15 protein-coding genes and 1 pseudogene are annotated in these 13,985 nt (G+C 65.0%); 5 read left to right on the plus strand and 11 right to left on the minus strand.

The annotated features are described in order from the left end of the window. The 7 genes from GO615_RS25785 to GO615_RS25815 all read right to left on the minus strand — a co-directional run. Positions 1 to 1,385 (minus strand): TolC family protein (locus tag GO615_RS25785; protein WP_169132725.1); only part of this gene is annotated, 1,385 nt, incomplete at its 3' end. Beyond that, the gene (locus GO615_RS25790) at positions 1,382 to 1,738 is read right to left on the minus strand and encodes a hypothetical protein (RefSeq protein WP_169132726.1); all 357 of its coding nucleotides are present in this window, start codon (positions 1,736 to 1,738) and stop codon (positions 1,382 to 1,384) included. The genes GO615_RS25790 and GO615_RS25785, both read right to left, overlap by 4 nt. Positions 1,739 to 2,387: 649 nt before the next feature. Further along, positions 2,388 to 3,473 carry a tyrosine-type recombinase/integrase gene (locus GO615_RS25795; protein ID WP_211167366.1) on the minus strand — a complete coding sequence of 362 codons (1,086 nt, stop codon included), beginning with the start codon at positions 3,471 to 3,473 and terminating at the stop codon, positions 2,388 to 2,390. 45 nt (positions 3,474 to 3,518) lie between these two features. Next, positions 3,519 to 3,743, minus strand: a complete 225-nt coding sequence (locus tag GO615_RS25800) for a DUF4224 domain-containing protein (RefSeq protein ID WP_169132739.1) — start codon at positions 3,741 to 3,743, stop codon at positions 3,519 to 3,521. A 148-nt stretch (positions 3,744 to 3,891) separates the two neighbouring features. After that, positions 3,892 to 4,473, minus strand: a complete 582-nt coding sequence (locus tag GO615_RS25805; protein ID WP_169132728.1) for an HD family hydrolase — start codon at positions 4,471 to 4,473, stop codon at positions 3,892 to 3,894. A gap of 678 nt (positions 4,474 to 5,151) precedes the next feature. Then, positions 5,152 to 6,033 (minus strand): DNA-binding protein, encoded by an 882-nt coding sequence (locus GO615_RS25810; protein WP_169132729.1) that lies wholly within the window; start codon positions 6,031 to 6,033, stop codon positions 5,152 to 5,154. 75 nt (positions 6,034 to 6,108) lie between these two features. Next, positions 6,109 to 6,471 (minus strand): hypothetical protein, encoded by a 363-nt coding sequence (locus tag GO615_RS25815; RefSeq protein WP_169132730.1) that lies wholly within the window; start codon positions 6,469 to 6,471, stop codon positions 6,109 to 6,111. A gap of 780 nt (positions 6,472 to 7,251) precedes the next feature. On the opposite strand from GO615_RS25815, the gene istA reads away from it, so the two are divergent. The 3 genes from istA to GO615_RS25830 all read left to right on the plus strand — a co-directional run bounded on the left by istA (position 7,252) and on the right by GO615_RS25830 (position 10,094). After that, complete coding sequence (gene istA, locus GO615_RS25820; protein WP_169132731.1) at positions 7,252 to 8,745, plus strand: IS21 family transposase; 1,494 nt, start codon at positions 7,252 to 7,254, stop codon at positions 8,743 to 8,745. After that, positions 8,738 to 9,559, plus strand: coding sequence for an IS21-like element helper ATPase IstB (gene istB, locus GO615_RS25825; protein ID WP_169132732.1), 822 nt, complete (start codon positions 8,738 to 8,740; stop codon positions 9,557 to 9,559). The genes istA and istB overlap by 8 nt, the downstream gene beginning before the upstream one ends. A 166-nt stretch (positions 9,560 to 9,725) precedes the next feature. After that, on the plus strand, positions 9,726 to 10,094 hold the full coding sequence (locus tag GO615_RS25830) for a hypothetical protein (protein WP_169132733.1): 369 nt from the start codon (positions 9,726 to 9,728) through the stop codon (positions 10,092 to 10,094). A gap of 441 nt (positions 10,095 to 10,535) precedes the next feature. Here GO615_RS25830 and GO615_RS25835 read toward each other — a convergent pair whose 3' ends face one another. The 4 genes and pseudogenes from GO615_RS25835 to GO615_RS29270 all read right to left on the minus strand — a co-directional run. After that, complete coding sequence (locus tag GO615_RS25835; protein ID WP_169132734.1) at positions 10,536 to 10,964, minus strand: hypothetical protein; 429 nt, start codon at positions 10,962 to 10,964, stop codon at positions 10,536 to 10,538. Next, complete coding sequence (locus GO615_RS25840; protein WP_169132735.1) at positions 10,961 to 11,542, minus strand: DUF6036 family nucleotidyltransferase; 582 nt, start codon at positions 11,540 to 11,542, stop codon at positions 10,961 to 10,963. Before GO615_RS25840 ends, GO615_RS25835 begins: the two co-directional genes overlap by 4 nt. A 764-nt stretch (positions 11,543 to 12,306) precedes the next feature. After that, a complete protein-coding gene (locus tag GO615_RS29045; RefSeq protein WP_246262461.1) occupies positions 12,307 to 12,639 on the minus strand; it encodes a Fic family protein in 333 nt (110 codons plus the stop codon). 67 nt (positions 12,640 to 12,706) lie between these two features. After that, a pseudogene (locus GO615_RS29270) lies at positions 12,707 to 12,814 on the minus strand (RNA repair domain-containing protein); the annotation flags it as partial. 75 nt (positions 12,815 to 12,889) lie between these two features. Here GO615_RS29270 and GO615_RS25850 point away from each other — a divergent pair. Then, a complete protein-coding gene (locus GO615_RS25850; protein WP_169132737.1) occupies positions 12,890 to 13,492 on the plus strand; it encodes an MOSC domain-containing protein in 603 nt (200 codons plus the stop codon). Continuing rightward, the coding region (locus GO615_RS25855) for an NnrU family protein (protein WP_169132738.1) at positions 13,489 to 13,985 on the plus strand (497 nt) is incomplete at its 3' end. The genes GO615_RS25850 and GO615_RS25855, both read left to right, overlap by 4 nt.

Below are 13,985 nucleotides of genomic sequence, written 5' to 3' on the forward strand. Positions count from 1 at the left end.
GCGCTCGCCTGCGGGCGGGCGGGTTCGATCGGCGCGCCCAGCAACGCCGCCTGCAGCGCCGCGTCCGCGAGCCAGAAATCGCGTTCGGCCTCGAGCGCCTGCATCATCGCCGTGACCTGAGCCTGCGCGTTGGCAAGCAAGTCGAACACGCCACTCAACATGCCGTTGTAGCGCATCACCATCTCGTCGGTGATGTTCTGTCGCAGCGGCACGATCTCGTCTCGATAGTGGCGGGCGAGATCGTGGGCGCTGCGATAGGCGTGATAGCGCTCGCGCAGTTCGGCGTCCGCAGCAATGCCCGTCTGCACGCTGCGGTTGAAGGCCGCAAGGTAGCGGGCGTGGGTACCCGCGCGCGCCGCATCGCCCAAGTCGAAGAGCGGCAGCGGCAGTTCGACCGCGAAGCCGCGCTGCGCCGGGGTGCCGGTCTCGCGATTGCGCAGCGCCGCGACATCCAGGCCATTGACGACGCTGGTGACGCGGGTGAGCCCCAGTTCTCGCGCGGCGCGGTCAAGGTCTGCGCGCGCGAGCCGGATGTCGAGGCGCCCGTCGAACGCGGACTGCCCGACCGCCGCTTCGTCGCGCGCGGCCGCCGGCAACTCCGGCAGGCGCTCAGGCAGGCTCAGGCGTGCCGCCTGCGCCGGCGGGAGCCCGAGTTCGCGCACGAGCGCCTCGCGGGCGGCGAGCGCGTCCTGGCGGGCGCGAATTTGGCGCGCCACGACGTCGGCATACAGAGCCTGCTCACGAGCGCGCTGCAGGCGACTGAAGTTTCCGTTGGCCTCCATGCGGCGTGCGAGCTCGGCACCGGATTCGGCCGCACTGCGCAGCTCATCCGCATAGGCGCTGAAGCGGGCGGCCGCGACCGCGCGGATCCACGCTTCGCGTGCGGCGGTCACCTTGCGCACCAAGTCCATCGCGGCCTGCAATCGCTTTTGCCGCTGCCGGAGGTCCGCCTGCGCGGTGCGCGCAGGCAGCAGCAGGATATCGAGTAGCGAGACGCTCAGCGCCTGACCAATTTCGAGCTCGCGCTCCGCGCCGCTGGAGCGAAGCAGCCGTTCGAAGGCGAACACCGGGTTGGGCAGGCGCGCCGATTGGGTCGCGTCGGCCGACATCGCCGCGGCGCCGGCAAGTGCGACCTGGGACGCCGGACTGAAACCGAGCGCGAGGCGCACCGCATCGTCGGCCGAGAGCGGGGTGGCGAGCAGTGCATCGACCCGCTCGGCCATCGCGGCGCGATCGGCCTCCGACCTTAGCCAATGTGGATCGACGCCGAAGTTTTCGCGGCCGAAGCGCGTCAGCTCGGCGTAGTTGCCGTCTATCGCGCTGGTCGCGCAGCCCCCGAGAAGCAAGGCGGCGAGCACCGCCGCATGCGGTCGCAGGGCCCTCATCGACCCGATCCTTCTGCATGGGGAGTGGCCGTGTGGCCCGCCGCAGGTACGTCCGGGGTGGGGCCGAACTGACCGGCGTGCCCGCCCAAGCGTCCGGCCGTCTCGTTTGCCATGCGCCAATCGGTTCGCGGCTCGTCGATGCGATAGCGCCGGTAGCCGTCGAGGACGGAGCGGAACCTGGGCAGCGATGAAGGCGGCTCCGCATGCGGGCTCGCGACGACCCCTTGGGGCGGCGCGTCGCCGGCGGCCAGCGCGACCGCGGTGGCAAGGGTCGTCAGTGCCGCACCCAGCCGCAAGGGAAGGGCGCGCCATATGCAGTTGAGTAACGATGGTGCACGATGAATCGCGTTCATGTGACCTCTGCAGCGCGGTTGCGACGACCAGTTCGATCATGCATGCATGTGCCGGACGGGAAACTGACCGCGTCATTACATCTCTGTAATGCGGGACCGCGCAGGGCGCGTGCGGTCAGCGGCCGACCTACGATTTGGGTCCAAACACCGGCCCTCTGTGGTCTGTGCTATTGACACGCGGACGGGGGCTGTTGGAGCCGATCTCTGATTGACCAGACGCGCCGAAGGAAAATTGATCCGCGAGGCCTCGTACGAAGCGCGTCTATGACCTGAGCGTCACGCGCGTTCCGGCGCATGAGCCGACCTGGCAGCGGCGTCTGCCGGGTCGGGTGTTCAAGACTTCCGGCGAGCGCTGGCAGGCTGTTGCTGCGCGGGCCCGGACGAATCGTCGTTACAGCCAGTTGCGTGCAACAAACTTTCAAAAGTCCGCCATAGTTCCGCGCCGTTGCTGGCTTTGGCGAGACGTTGTTTTGAAAGAAAAGTGGCGTAAGTGTTTGATCTTACGTGTTCGGCCCCGGTCTTGTGGCTCCAGGTGTCACCGGTTCGATCCCGGTATGTCGCCCCAAGTAATCAAGGACTTGGGGAAGAGTGGGTAATCTACAAATCGCCAATCGTTCTACAAAACGGCTCGCCAATAGGCGGGCCGTTTTCACTTTACGGGGCTTACCTTCTCGCCTCGACGCTTGCGGACATAGTGCTCGGTCATCTCACGCTTTGTGTGGCCGAGTAGCTTTTGCGCCTTGTCCAGCGCTTCCATGTCACTCGCCGCCTTCGCCCGCAAATCACGGAACTGAATGGACCGAAGGCGTTCTGCTTGGGCTTTGTTCTTGTTCGCAGAGGCAGCGGCTTCGCGCGCCTTGTCGAACCGGTAGCGCATTGCTGCCTTCTTCAGAGGCTGGCCCTGTTCGTTACAGATGAGTGCGAGCGACCTGACGCCCTCGATCTTGGCCTTTCGTGCCTTGATCCGGGCGATGAGCTGCGCAAGCGCGCCGGTGACCTCGATGCGGAGCTTGGCGTCAGTCTTCTCCTGCTCGAGTACGATGCAACCGTCGCGGATATCGGTCTCCTTGATGTCGCGTAGGTCCCCGGGCCGCTGGCCAATGAGATATGCCAACTCGATTGCCTCGCGTAGTGGCTCGTCGGCGTGTTCAAGGATTGCGTTCAGCTCATCGTCCTCGACATAGATGTCCCGCCCTGCCTCTTTGTGGCGCTTGACACCGATGACTGGATTGGGGGCCTTGGTGATGCCTCGGTCGCGCGCCCAGTTCCATGCAGCCGAGAACCAGGCGATTTCCCGGTTCGCCCGTACCGCGCCCTCGTTGGGTTTGATCGCGAGAGGCCTCTTACCCTCTTCGACTCGCTTCGCGTTGTTTTTCCCTTTTGTCTTCTTCGCTTCGGCAACACGCCAGTCGAGGTACTGGCGAATGTGAACCGGTTCCACCCCATCTAGGGGGGCCGGAGGATCGCCGAAGAACCGTATCAGGCTCGGCAAGCTGTATCGGATGTCTTCCAGGGTGCCCGACTTTCGAGTAGCTGCGGTCTTCGTGTTCCAATCATTAAGCAGATCGGGGACTGTAAGGGGCGGTACGTTGACGGTCTCGACCTGCTCGGCATACGCCCGGAGTGCATCGGGGAAGCTCGAGCCGAGCGGGATCCATGGACGGGACCCGTCGGGTTGGCGGCCCTTGTCGAGGTAGTACCAGACGTGGCCACGTTTGCCCTTCTTCGCCCGCATGCCTGGCGGCAGGTGGAGGTGTATGGTCGGTCGACGGCCCATGGCTCACCCTTTGATTACACGGGGCTCCCAGCCGCTCTTGGCAACATCGTTCTTGTCCCCCAGCCCGCCGACAATCGCACCGCGAGTCACGACCGGTCGTCCGAGCGCATTGACGTGAAATGGGATTAGCATGCGCTTGAGCTGCTCGATCTGCAATCGGCGCACCTTGCGGCCCGTGAGCTCGAACACCTCTTGCTCTGTAAGGAAGAATGGAGAGGGTTCGTGCATCACTGGGCCGTCTTCCGTGGGTGCATCCGGTCCTGCACGATCGCGCGCAGCTCGTGGTGATCCTCCCTATCGCTGGAAATTCGGCGGATCCGACACGTGCCGTGGTGCGTCGGCCAGCCGTTGTGTATTAGGGCATCAACATAGATGGTCATTTCGTGGCCCTCCGTCCTGCCGCGATGCCGCGGCATCGCTCCACGTCTGCCACAGAGCGGAGCTCGTAGTAGCGATCGACGAAGAGGTGCTTCGCCACGATGGGCGCAAGGGCCTGGATCGGCCGGGCGAGGGGCGAGGCCTGCGTCGTACCGGTCCATGCGTCGTCGTGGGGTGGGTCGAGATCGCGCCGCGCGATGGCACGTAATACGAGATCCGTGTACTTGACCGATGGAGGCAGGCAGGGCGGGGCGCCGAGGTCGGCCAGAATATCCGCGGTCGTCTGGCTCTCAGCATCGAGGCACGCGGCGAGCAGTTTCCTGAGCGCATCTCCGGCGTGGAGGAGGAGCGCCGCCAGGGCGTCATCGGGCGGCACGACGGTGCTTGCCAGATAGTCGTGCTGCGCGACCGAATAGAAGGTGCGCGCGCGGCCCGCGAAGCAGCACGTGCACGCGAGGACATGGGCGATGTCCTCGATGCTTACCTGGCCCGGTGATGTGTCTCCTCCAAGGTCCTGGCCGGCGCCGACCTGGCCGCCGGTTCGACGCATGGCGTGCGCCGTCTGGAATTCATGTTTCATCTGTTTCTCCTTGCTGGCGTTCGTTGTCCGAATGGTCGATGCATGCCAAGGCCGGCCGACGGCGATTGCAGCGGTCGCAAGGCGGGGAATCAGGACGAGACGAAGTCAGAGCGGCGAGAAGCGCCGATTGACGAGCAAGGAAATGAGCGATTGAGTCGCGTGAAGCGAGAGAGCGAGGCGTCCCCGCCGCGTCTCAAGGGGTGGTGTAGCGCCTTTGAGACGAGAGAAAAAATACCGGCATGATCGCCGTTTGGCAAGTCCCGGCGAATTACCCAAGACGGGATGCTGCCGAGGTCTTGCCCAAGTTCCTGGTGCGATCCTTGATGTAAATGGGCACCTGAAGGGCGTCAGGATAGGTATGGCCGCAGGAGAGGCGCTCGGGGAAGGAGCCGAAAAGGCGGGGGTAGTAGGAGAACGTCGGCCACTCTTCGAAGAATGTCGGAGAGGCGTCTCCCACCGAGATCGCCATGAAACCTTGAGGCTGACCCCGGACCCGAAGGTCGTTCCGGTTACAGGGGCTGACCGGACGTTGAATATATTCGTAGGCGCCATACGCCGGCTCGTCAAGGGGCCGCTTCACAATGTGCCGATTGCCAGGCTCAGGCTTTCCGTCGACGGTTGGCGGCAAAGGAGTGGTCCCTGTGCGCACGACATCGTTAGCGTCGGCCGCTTGGACCATTACGAAGCGCCCGTCATCGCGCTCTGCGCGGTGAAGTTCTTGATGACGTCCAGATGGCCGGCATTCTGCGCGCGTAGCGCTTCCAGCTCGCCTTGGGCCTGAGCCAGGCGAGCGGCCAGGTCGCGGGACTCCTTGCGCATTGCCGACAGTTCTGCGTCGAGGGTTGCGTTACGCCGCTTGTGATCCTGCAACTGGCTGTCGAGCGTCGCCACTTCATGCGTGTGGCGCGCCTGCGTTTCCGCCAGGCGCTCGGCGAGGCCTGCGGCTTTCTCCTCGGCGATCCCGGCCAGGCGTTCGGCATCGGTGCGGGCGGCGCGCTCGCCGTCTACCGCACTGCGTAGCCGTTCGTTCTCCCGTTCGAGGCTGGGCATGGCGTCGAGTCGAACCTGTGCCTTGGCCAACTCGGTGCGGGTGGCGTCGGCCGCCAGACGCTCACGAGCTGCTTCAATCTGGACGGCGGAGCGGTCGGCCTCCAGCTGCTCGATCTTTCCGGCGAGCGCCGCCTTCTCTTCCTGCGACGCCTGTAGGGCGCTTTCCATCGTCTGGATGTGCTCGGTCTGACGCTCGCTCTCGGCCGCGAGTTCGTCGGCAGCCGCTTGAATGTCGGATAGCTTGGCGTCGAGGTCGGCCCGCGCCGTCGCTCGTTCCTGCATCACGAAATCGAGAATCGCCCGTTGCAGCGCTGGGGGGAGGGAAGAGCCCGCCTCGGTCGAGACGGGGTGGCTGCCTTCCCATCGTTGGAACAGCTTGTGGATGGTGCCCAAACTGCCGCTGCCGTGACGCTCGCGGATTTGGCGTGCGGTGGGCTTGCCGCCGGCGGCTTTAATCCGATCGGCGATGGCCGCCACCTGCTCGTAGGTGATGCTGGCTTCCCGGGGCATGTCTCGTCGTCTCCTGTACGATACGTTACGTACGATTGGTTACGGTACGACTCAAGGCTCCACTCCATCCTCTATTCAGCCTTGATGATTCTCGTGGTGGACCGCTTTCGCGGACGTCTCAGGTCCCTGGCCCGCCGGTGGCGTTCGTCGGGCCGCCAGATCAAGAGGTATTCGAGCCGCTGATTCACCGCCCAGTGACGGTCTAGGCATCGGCCTTAGGCTTTCGCACCCGACCCAGTCTTCCCAGGCGGTGAGGATCTCACCGTCGATCTCGCCGGGGGCGAGGTCCTCGCGGGCGACCGGTGAGCAGTCGATCCATCGTATGCGCAGGAGTGCTCCGGTGCGTTCGAGGATCTCGACCCATCCGTGCTCGCGGTGGATCGCGATCTCGCCCGGTCGCAGACGGGATGGATGGGTGTTGATGTGTACGACGTTCATATCCCTCACCTCCATGTCAGGGGAATGTCAAGTCATCACGGCGCGGAGGGCGCCAGGTTGTGTGCAGTTCCTCGAGCAGGGGAGTTCCATCGGGGAGAGCAATCGGCGCGTCGGGCCTTCCCGTGATGGAAGGGGCGCCAGCCCCCTGGGCGGAGGCGTCAAGCGTGCGGGGGCGGCGTCAAATGCGGCACATCAGCGTGCCGTCGGGACGGCGAGAGGTCGTGTGGCCGAGGGGACAGTCGAGGCAAGCACGCGGCGTCCGGGCGGTTCGGCGTTGCCGGACTGAATAGTGTCGATCGGGGCACAGTGTACCCAGGACACGTTCCGAAGTGAGTCGTGTCCGATCGGAAGCTGGCCGCGAAGGGTAGCCGTCGGGGGGATGAGATCATCTCCGTCCGCGGGACTATCGCTGATCAAACGGCGAAATGCAAGGCGGTTTGACAGGCGTCTTGCTCAGGCTGAAGGTGCGATCGCAGCGCTGCGCCGCTGCCAGGGCGCAATACGAACGGTGCGCGCATTTGCGGTGGCACGCTGCCATGGGTTCGGTGGTGTTGCCCCATTGACGAGGCGTGCTCGTGGCGTAGAATCACTGTCAGCAATCGGCCATTTGGCCGTTGTCCTGCGTCCGGTCAGCCCCTGTAACCGGAACGACCGTCAGGTCTGGGGTGTTGCTACGCATTGAAAATTGACCCCCTTTCGCGGGTTGTGCGCGCTGAAAATTGACCCCGGTGATTAACCTGCCTGCTCGATGTTTGAGCAGGGTTCGAGGAGATGATCACCATGAACATGCTGGGCAAGATTCGGCGGTTGCACTTTCGCGACGGGCTGTCGATCAAGGAGATCTGCCGGCGCACGGGGCTGGCACGCAACACCGTGCGGCAATGGCTGAGGGCTGGCGAGGGAGCCGAACCGAAGTACCGGCGAACGGCGCGGGAGACGGTACTGGCGCCGTTCGAGACGCGGCTCGTGCAGTGGCTCGAGGCGGACGCCCGACGGGCGAAGCGGGAGCGGCGCACGGCGCTGGTGCTGTTTCGGCAGTTGAAGGAGTTGGGCTTCACGGGCAGCTACTCGCGGGTGAGCGAGTACGTGCGACGCTGGCGCGAGGCCGGTGGGAAGCCTGCGAAATCGAGCTTCATCCCGCTCAAATTCGAATTCGGGGAGGCCTTCCAGTTTGACTGGAGCGAGGAAGCGCTGGTGATCGGCGGCTTCCATCGCAAGGTGCTGCTCGCGCACACGAAGCTCTGTGCGAGCCGCGCCTTCATGCTCGCGGCCTACCCGACGCAGAGCCATGAGATGCTGTTCGACGCGCACACGCGTGCGTTCCGGGTGTTCGGCGGCATTCCCCGGCGCGGCATCTACGACAACATGAAGACCGCTGTCGATAAGGTTGGCGTGGGCAAGCGGCGCATCGTCAATACGCGCTTCGCGGCGATGGCGGCGCACTACCTGTTCGATCCGGACTTCTGCAACGTTGCCAGCGGCTGGGAGAAAGGGGTCGTCGAGAAGAACGTGCAGGACAGCCGGCGGCGCCTGTGGCATGAGGCGCTACAACGGCGCTTCGGCAGCTTCACCGAACTGAACGCCTGGCTCGAGGTGCGCTGCCAGGCGCTGTGGTCGGAACTGGCGTACCCGGACGCTGAGCACCTCACCATCGCCGACGCCCTCACGCTCGAGCGCGATGCCTTGATGCCGATGGTGCCGAGCTTCGATGGCTACGTGGAGGCGATCGTACCGGTGTCCAGTACCAGTCTCGTGACGAACGAGCGCAATCGCTACTCGGTCCCGTGCGCCTTCGCCAACCAGAAGGTGAGCCTGCGGCTGTACCCCGAGCGGATCGAGATCCATGCCGAGGACGGTCTCGTCGCCACCCATGCGCGCAGCTTCGAGCGTGGCCAGGTCATCTACGACTGGCAGCACTACCTGCCGCTGCTCGAACGCAAGCCGGGTGCGTTGCGCAACGGTGCGCCCTTCGAGGGCTTGCCCGCGCCGCTGCAGCAGCTGCGGGCGCTGCTCGTCAAGCGCCCGGGCGGCGACCGGCTGATGGCCGACATTCTGGCGCACGTCCCCCGGCATGGCCTGGAGAACGTGCTGGTGGCGGTCGAAGTGATCCTCGAATCCGGCTCGCCCAGCGCGGAGCACGTCAAGAATGTGCTCGCCCGCCTGCGCCAGGCACCCCCACCGACACCCCTCGATACGGCACTCGCGGTGACCGAGGCACCGCTTGCCGACGCCGGCCGCTACGACCGTCTGCACGCGGAGAACGATCATGCGTGAGATCGTCGCCGAACTGAAATCGCTGCGGTTGCATGGCATGGCCCAGCGTTACGAGGAATTGCTCGCGGAAGGCGGCGTCGGCATCCAGAGTGCCGGCTGGCTCATGCAGTGTCTGCTCGAGGCTGAAGTCACCGACCGCCATGTGCGTTCGATCCGCTATCAGATGGGGGCGGCGCGTTTCCCCATGCACCGCGATCTGGCCGGCTTCGACTTCGACAAGTCGAAAGTCGATGCAAAATTGATCGATGAACTCGCCACCGCTGCCTTCACCGACGCCGCCGCCAACGTCGTGTTCATCGGCGGCACCGGGACCGGCAAGACGCATCTCGCGACCGCCTTGGGTGTGAAGGCGATCACCGAGCACGGCAAGCGGGTACGCTTCTTCTCCACCGTCGAGCTCGCCAACAGTCTGGAACTGGAGAAGGCCGCCGGCAAACAGGGGCGGCTCGCGCACGCGCTGATGCACGTCGACCTCGTGATCCTCGACGAGCTGGGCTATCTGCCCTTCAGCCAGGCCGGCGGCGCCTTGCTCTTCCACCTGATCTCCAAGCTCTACGAGCGCACCAGCGTGATCATCACGACGAACCTGACCTTTGCCGAATGGCCCGCCGTGTTCGGCGACGCGAAGATGACGACTGCGCTGCTCGACCGTCTCACGCACCACTGCCACATCGTGGAAACGGGCAACGAATCCTTCCGCTTCCAGCAAAGCAGTCAGACGGCCAAGGCGCGCGTCCGGGCGCGCGAGGCGAGTCGGGCGGCGCGGCCCGTCGAGTCCCTGGATGTAACCGTGGAGCCGGACACGCCATTCTGAGCCTCGAGGGGGAGGAAGCGGCTGCGGGCTACGCCCTTCGCCGCTTCCTCCCCCTCGGTCGATACGACTACACTTCAATACAGCCAATCAATGATGAACGGCTAAACCCCCGGGGTCAGAATTCGGTGCACACGGGGGGTCAAAATTCAAAGCGCGCGCACAGAATGTGGATGTTGTTCAATGTCAACGCGACGAACTCAGTGCCATACAACAGGAGCTGGGCGGCATCCGCCAAGCCTTTGGGGCTGCAGAAGGCAGCCTCAACAAGATGAACGAGGTCGCGGGGCTGCACCTCGCACAGACCGACGCGATGCGCGGGCAGCTTTCACAGCGAACCACCGAGTTCGCGCTCTTGCGGCGCGAGTTGGAGCTCCGTGACGAGAAGATCAGGACTATGGCGCAGCAAATGCTGCCTGCGCCAGAACCGGGCGATGCACGCCCCAGCGCGAAGCCGAAGGCGCGAAAACGGAAACCGTCGTCGCCGGTTGCAGCTTCGGGTGCTGTCACCACAACACCACCCCCGAAAGCTCGATAGACGAGGATCGCTACACGATTGGTTGCGGATCTTCACTTTCACGCATCGCCCGTGATGTTGTCGTTGGGATAGGATCGGTGCACCTCCGGCGAGCAGGCATGCGCAACCCTTATGAAGAGGATGAGCGCGACGTCTGCAGCGTCATATTCCCGCACGGGGCCGGTATTGAAGAATCGGACGAAAGCTCGGCGCGATGGAAGGCCGGGGGGGCCGCGAAAGCGATCGATCGGCCAACAGAAACGGGATGCCCCTGGGCCGCGTATCGGCGACACGAGCAAGGGTAATCCCCCGGAGTTCACGTTGAAAGTCCTGGGGGAATGTCGCAATGGCCGGCACCGCCTTCAGGAGAGTTGGTCGAGTGCGCGCAGGGGGGAGAAAGTCGAGGACCAGCCTGCAATCCGACCGCAGCGCGGGCGCCCGGCTCGGGTGCAGGCCCGCTCCTTACGGTGTCAGGGATACGGCGGCCACCTTGGCCTTGTCCGAGGCATACTGCCGCGTCTGGTACGGCATCAACTCGCCCAGGCGGCAGGTGAGATCCATGGAGGCGCCCCATGCCACAGCCAGCGGATCCTTGCGACCGGTTACGTCGGCAGCGGGCGTCGGGGAGGCTGGCTGGTACTGACGGACAGCCGAGAGTACCTGCAGCTTCCGCTCCTTTGGCAGAACGTTGAAGCGGGCCAACCTGTCGACCAGGTAACCGGCGTCGGGTCGGAGATTGGCGGGCACCTTCGCCAGGTTGGGGACTTCGCCCGCGTACCAGAGACGTTCAGCGACTTCGCGCAGCAGCTCGGGCGAGACATGCGCGACCCCTTGGCGAGCCACGTCGCCGAGCATCCGCTCTAGTGCCATCCGTCGAACCTGTCGCTTCACGAAGACCTCCTCTCCTCTAATTTTCTTCTAACATGGGCCAAATTCGGGGTCAAGTCAGGCCCCACGTAGTATTGGTTCGCTTCCAGCGCCAATTGTTCAAACTTCTGCCAGGAGGCTCCCGGTAAGGAGAGGAGGGTCAGGATGTCCTCCAAGTCCACGTCTCCCAGTCGGCCGAGCTTGGAAAGGGCGATGTCTTCGATGCTTGGCAGCATGACGATCACAGTTGACTTACCGATGCCCTCAAGGGGCACGGCGCGGTCCTGGTAGTCCATATGGAGCGGGCCCAGGGTCGAGTTGAAGGTCGGATCATAGACCAGCTGCGAAGGACCTTCCTCGGGATCGTCGTAATCCACGGGGGGCAGCTCAGCCAGGATGAGCATCAGCTCCTGCTTCAGTGGCGGCGGATATGCGAACTCGGCATCGACGTCAGTGCTGGCCCGGGACTGGGCGTGGAGATGCACCGCGCAGCCCCCGAAGATGTATGCGTGGACCGCACCGGGCGGCACTTGGCGCCGAGCGAGTTCCTCGCCTAGGTTGCCGAAGAGCCGCAGGATCGCGTCGGTCATCGGAGTGTTCATGGCGACTCCAGAAGCATTGCGTGAAATTGTATAGGGTTAGCAGGGAACGGAAGCGAAGTGAGGGCAGGGCAGGGCAGGGCAGGGCAGGGTACGCTGGACTGGCGATCGTCGCCTATGCATCGAGAACTGGCGAGGAGGGAGTGCAGACCGAAATGCTGTCGCTGACCAGCAATCATCGTGTGACTGGTACGCGACTGCGGCGAGCCCGATACGACATTGCGAAGCAGCTTGCGCAGCGAGCGACAACATAAGTATTGCCCGATAACGGTCATTGGCGTGCGCACGTGCGTGGAGTGCAGATCGCTGGGATGATTGAAAATGTCATAACAACCTGCGTGAGATTTGCGTGACTTCATGGAGCTCCATGCTGCCGACACCATGCATCTGCAACGGGCGCGTGGTGTGGACGACCAATAAAAACAGTCACTTAGAAGTGACGACTGAGTTGTGGCTCCAGGTGTCACCGGTTCGATCCCGGTATGTCGCCCCATATATTCAAGTAGTTAGCGAATCGCAGTATGCGAATCGGTTGTAGAACGATCTACAAAAGCGGGCCCGCCAACAAGCGGGCCCGCTTGTTTTTTTACAGTTCCGCACTGGATTCGCGAATCTGCAATCATCGCGCTGGCCGACAACACTAAGCACCCGCATTGCGTCGCGATCATCGCATCGCCGGTAGCCATCGCACGTCGTGCACTGATTCATCTTTGCGCTGTCCGCGTTTCGGCGAGGTGCCCTCGCGGCCTGACCCAACAGCGGCCCGTTCAAAGTGTCAATGATGGCCGACGGTACTGTTCCGGCGCCTGATCGAGCACCGCGATCGCTTCGCGGGCGACGAAAATGCGGTTGCGTTGGCGCGCGGTGCCCGTCAGGACGCCGAGCGAGACGAGATCGGCGACGGCATTGTTGGCGGCGGGAAAGGACACGCCGAGGAGGCGCTTCACCTGGTTGATGGTGACGACGGACGTAGCGATGAGAGCGGCGACGAGTTTTCTGCTCGCCGAGTCGGCACGCCGGTCCGCAACGCGCCGGTTCCAGTCGGCGCGCAGGGCGGCCAGTTGAGCGGCACGCGCCATCGACGCGTCGCAAGCGCTCATTGCCGCCTGCGTGAAGAAGGCGATCTAGCCGTGCCAGCGCGAGCGCAACTGGACGGCGCAGCGGCACGTGGACGATGCGCCAGGCGACGCGGTCATAATGGCCGATGACGAACTCGCCGCGGCCGAAGGCGGGGTCCCAGCGGATACGGGCGAGCAGTGCGTGGATTGGAATCATGGCGTGCGCTGGGGGCAGGGGACGGCAGGCGCGGTAGGATGATGCATCCGCCTCGTTTCATCCGCACTGACCGCCATGCCGCCTGTCCGTTCCGCCGCCGAGCCTGTTGACCTGCGCACGCTGACACGCCGCTTCGCCCGCGCCGGCCGGCTCGAGGCGATCCTGTTGCGCCCGGCGCGACGGGCCGCGGCGCAGCCGGTGAGCGAGGCGCGCGCGCTGGCCGGCCGCGGACTCGCCGGGGACCACCGCGCCGCCTCCGGCCGCGGCGGCGGCAAGCGCCAGCTGAGCCTGATCCAGGCCGAGCATCTGGCGGTGGTCGCGGCGCTGGCGGGCCGCGACGAGGTCGATCCGGCGCTGCTGCGGCGCAACCTGGTAGTCTCTGGCCTCAACCTGCTCGCCGCGCGCACGCTGTTCCGTGACCAGCCGCTGGTGCTGCGCATCGGCGCCGAGGTCGTGCTCGAGCTCACCGGCGTCTGCGAGCCCTGCTCGCGCATGGAGGAGGCGCTCGGCGCCGGCGGCTACAATGCGATGCGCGGCCACGGCGGCGTCGCCGCGCGCGTCCTTATCGGCGGCGTGCTGCGCATCGGCGACGCGGTCGTCTGCGAAGCGGCGCCGCCTGCGGCCGCGGCGCCCGGCGCCGACGCGCCGCTCACAACCCGCCCGGAGAACCCCGCATGACTGGCCTGATCCTCGGACTGCTCCTGTTCTTCAGCACCCATTCGGCGCGCATCTTCGCCGAGGACAACCGTGCCCAGTACATCGCCCACTACGGCCTGGCGAAATGGAAGCTGGCTTACTCGCTCGCCTCGGCGATCGGCCTCGGCCTGATCGTGTGGGGCTACGGCGCGGCGCGGCTCGACCCGCTCGTGCTGTGGGCGCCGGCGCCGTGGACGCGGCACCTGGCCGCGATGCTGACGCTACCCGCCTTCATCCTGATGGCCGCCTCCTACGTGCCCGGCACGCGACTGCGGGCGAAGCTCGGCCACCCGATGGTGATCGGCGTGCAGTTGTGGGCGCTCGCGCACCTGCTCGTCAACGGCGCGCTCGCCGACCTGCTGCTGTTCGGCTGCTTCCTGGTGTGGGCGATCGCGAGCTTCGTCGCCGCGCGCCGGCGCGACCGGGCACAGCGGGTGGAGCGGGTGGAGCGGGTGGAGCGCTGTCTCTTATACAC

The organism is Aromatoleum evansii (assembly GCF_012910805.1).
GTDB classification, from domain to species: domain Bacteria; phylum Pseudomonadota; class Gammaproteobacteria; order Burkholderiales; family Rhodocyclaceae; genus Aromatoleum; species Aromatoleum evansii.

Bases quoted from the DNA above. Each gene is read 5' to 3' on its own strand.
- istB (WP_169132732.1), top strand. From the start codon at position 8,738: ATGCGTGAGATCGTCGCCGAACTGAAATCGCTGCGGTTGCATGGCATG.
- GO615_RS25850 (WP_169132737.1), top strand. From the start codon at position 12,890: ATGCCGCCTGTCCGTTCCGCCGCCGAGCCTGTTGACCTGCGCACGCTG.
- GO615_RS25795 (WP_211167366.1), bottom strand. From the start codon at position 3,473: ATGCGGGCGAAGAAGGGCAAACGTGGCCACGTCTGGTACTACCTCGAC.
- GO615_RS25805 (WP_169132728.1), bottom strand. From the start codon at position 4,473: ATGAAACATGAATTCCAGACGGCGCACGCCATGCGTCGAACCGGCGGC.
- GO615_RS25810 (WP_169132729.1), bottom strand. From the start codon at position 6,033: ATGCCCCGGGAAGCCAGCATCACCTACGAGCAGGTGGCGGCCATCGCC.
- GO615_RS29045 (WP_246262461.1), bottom strand. From the start codon at position 12,639: ATGAGCGCTTGCGACGCGTCGATGGCGCGTGCCGCTCAACTGGCCGCC.
- GO615_RS25815 (WP_169132730.1), bottom strand. From the start codon at position 6,471: ATGAACGTCGTACACATCAACACCCATCCATCCCGTCTGCGACCGGGC.
- GO615_RS25790 (WP_169132726.1), bottom strand. From the start codon at position 1,738: ATGAACGCGATTCATCGTGCACCATCGTTACTCAACTGCATATGGCGC.
- GO615_RS25840 (WP_169132735.1), bottom strand. From the start codon at position 11,542: ATGAACACTCCGATGACCGACGCGATCCTGCGGCTCTTCGGCAACCTA.
- GO615_RS25800 (WP_169132739.1), bottom strand. From the start codon at position 3,743: ATGCACGAACCCTCTCCATTCTTCCTTACAGAGCAAGAGGTGTTCGAG.
- istA (WP_169132731.1), top strand. From the start codon at position 7,252: ATGAACATGCTGGGCAAGATTCGGCGGTTGCACTTTCGCGACGGGCTG.